Below are 2,482 nucleotides of genomic sequence, written 5' to 3'. Positions count from 1 at the left end.
CAAGACGGAACGGCCGGAGCTCGAAGTCTTCAACGAATTCACGCCCAAGCTGAAGGACGCACGTACGGCTCGGACGAGTACAAGGGCTCCCTCGAAGCTATGGGCGAGGGCTTGAAGCACCACTACGCCCGTCACCATCCCGAGCACTTCCCGAATGGCGTCAACGACATGACACTGGTTGTCCTCGTCGAGATGCTGGCCGACTGGAAGGCAGCGACGGAGCGCCATGACGATGGCAACCTTCGCCAGAGTCTCGAGATCCAACGTGAGCGTTTCGGCATCTCGGACCAATTGCTTGCAGTCCTGTACAACACCGCGGAACACGGTGGCTGGTTGCCGTCTGAGAAGCCTGATGCGGTCCCGGTTGCTCACTGCGACAATCTCGACGACAACGGGAAGCCGACCGCTGGTCGTGTTGGGCGCCATGACCCTCACCTGTGGTTCGACGTGACGTCGGCTGACCAACGTTGGTGTGAAGGTCAGCCGATGCACCCTTATCGAGCCGGCAGATAGCTCGCTGAACCGTCCCACGCGCTACGGCCTTGAGTGCGGGTTCTTCGCGCCCGGGTCAGATTACAGACATGGCGTCTTGAACGCTTGTGGTCTTGAACGACAACGGTGGATCGTCGTGCCGGGAGGCTGTCTAGCGACAGGAGACGATCATGGAGATCGACTTGGCAACGGCAGTGAGCACACTCAAGACAGAAATCCTGGAGGCGCTGGAGAAAGTAGCTCGGGATAAATTGGTGTTTGAAGTGACAAACATTGAATTAGAATTTGCGGTCAACCTACGCGCCGATGCCAAGGCAAAAGCCGGCTTCAAGGCGTGGGTAGTTTCGGCGGAAGCTGAGGCGGGGGTTGGGCGTGACCAACTTCAGCGAATCAAAATCGCGATTACTCCATTACAGGTGATCATGCCCGCGTCCACCGTGGCAAGCGCCTTCCAGCCGGAAGTTCGAACGCCGGTTCAGACACACAGTTTGAAAATCGGCGTGCATCCAACTCCGCTCGAGGGCTGAGGGAATTAGAAAAGCGCATGGGCACAGCCCTAAAGGACTGTGCCCACGGCAAGTCGTGTGATCTATGTCATCGGCGCCACCTCCACCAAGGACGGTGGGGCGTCGCAGCGAGTTCTGTAGGTGGTGCTTCCTGCTCGGCAGTGATCACCTTGTCAGGAACGCCGGCACCAGTCGATGGTCCGATGGCGTTGCCGGGAGTGTCTGTGTACTTCGTTGCTATGCGTGTGCGGAAGTTGCCGACGGCAATCTCGAATGGCGATAGAGGCATTGAATCGAAGATCTCAGCGGCGTACGGCTGACACAATGCGCCTTCGGGCGTAGGAGGAACCGGTACGCGTCGTTGCGACGAAGAGGGTGACTGGGTGGAACCGCAGGCTCGTCACCGTCTGCCCCACCCGCTCTTCAGCCAGCTTGTCTTGCCTTCTCCTCAAGCTCGACCTCGTGGTTGAGACCCTCGGAGTACACCCAGAGCGCCAGCTGCAGCGGCATCAGCGAGCCCGGAGTCACGTCGTCGACGGTTGCATCCGGGAAGTTCTCGAAGGTTCCGACAGCGAACTCGACCTCTGTCCAGTAACGCAGTACGGCCCTCACGATCTCGATGGCATCGGTAAGGAGGCTCATGTCAGGTTCGAATGCCGGGTCGACAATGTACTTCGCCAGCTCGTGGGTGAGGTCGTGCCGATGCGCAAAGATCTCGTCGAGCCGGTCGGCCTGGGCGAGGGTGATGGCGTTCGAGTGCACCAGCCAGAGCAGCGAAGCGCGCATCTTCCGCTTCTTCGGGGCATCGCGCTCGAGTACCTCGGCGGCGTAGCCATCCTCGTCGTAGGTCATGCCGGACTCGTCGAAGCCGTTCAGGTAGAAGTTGCGGACGCCGTCGATCACTGACTCTTTGATGAGCTCGTGAGTCATCTGGTAGAGGCCGGCGAACCCGAGGGTTGCGCGGATGCGCCACGGCTGGAGCTTCTCCTTCAGCCGCTGCTCCATCGCTTCGCGCCCGGTGTCATCCACCGGTGGAGTGTGGACTCCCGTGCCCACAATGGCAACCTAGTTCGCCGTTTGTGGTGGCGGCGCGAGGTGCTGATTGGTATTCCTCGCGCCGCCGAACGGGGTAAGAGCGCTCACAGATGGCTGATGAACGCGGCAGATGTAACAACAAAGATCAATTTTAAGACGTCATAAAGGCCGTTAGTGATCAAGCCTGGAATCAAAGCTTCTTTAATCTGCACAAGACTGGTATGGGCTCTAGCCGAGGAGACGGCCGATCGATGTCGACCTCGATACCCTCTTGGCGCACCCTCAAGTGGTGATCCACAAAATACGAGAGAAATCGCAATTTTTAAATAGAAACGGGGTGGAGCTGACTCGCTGGGGCTAGGCCCGTACACCGTGTCTTGGTATCAGCATGCGCCCACGGTACCGGGACGGAGCAAGTAGTGGAAGTCAGCCGACCCAGCAGTCACATG

General features: G+C 59.0%; 3 protein-coding genes. 2 read left to right on the top strand and 1 reads right to left on the bottom strand.

Annotated features, from left to right (window positions below; translation table 11 throughout):
- Together AB0M20_RS38100 and AB0M20_RS38095 are read left to right on the top strand one after the other, a co-directional pair.
- Positions 1-513, top strand: a 513-nt coding sequence (locus AB0M20_RS38100; protein ID WP_364305731.1) for a DUF5662 family protein, incomplete at its 5' end; no start/stop codon positions are given.
- A gap of 149 nt (positions 514-662) precedes the next feature.
- Positions 663-1,019, top strand: coding sequence for a trypco2 family protein (locus tag AB0M20_RS38095; protein WP_364305729.1), 357 nt, complete (start codon positions 663-665; stop codon positions 1,017-1,019).
- A 402-nt stretch (positions 1,020-1,421) separates the two neighbouring features.
- On the opposite strand, the gene AB0M20_RS38090 is transcribed toward AB0M20_RS38095, so the two are convergent.
- On the bottom strand, positions 1,422-2,027 hold the full coding sequence (locus tag AB0M20_RS38090; RefSeq protein WP_364305726.1) for a hypothetical protein: 606 nt from the start codon (positions 2,025-2,027) through the stop codon (positions 1,422-1,424).
- Between the last annotated feature and the right edge of the window lie 455 nt (positions 2,028-2,482).

The sequence above is a fragment of the Actinoplanes sp. NPDC051633 genome (assembly GCF_040681735.1).
GTDB lineage: Bacteria > Actinomycetota > Actinomycetes > Mycobacteriales > Micromonosporaceae > Actinoplanes.
This window is presented reverse-complemented; position numbering and strand designations above follow the sequence as displayed.

Excerpts from the sequence above, each read along its gene's own strand:
- AB0M20_RS38095 (WP_364305729.1), top strand. The coding sequence starts at position 663 with ATGGAGATCGACTTGGCAACGGCAGTGAGCACACTCAAGACAGAAATC.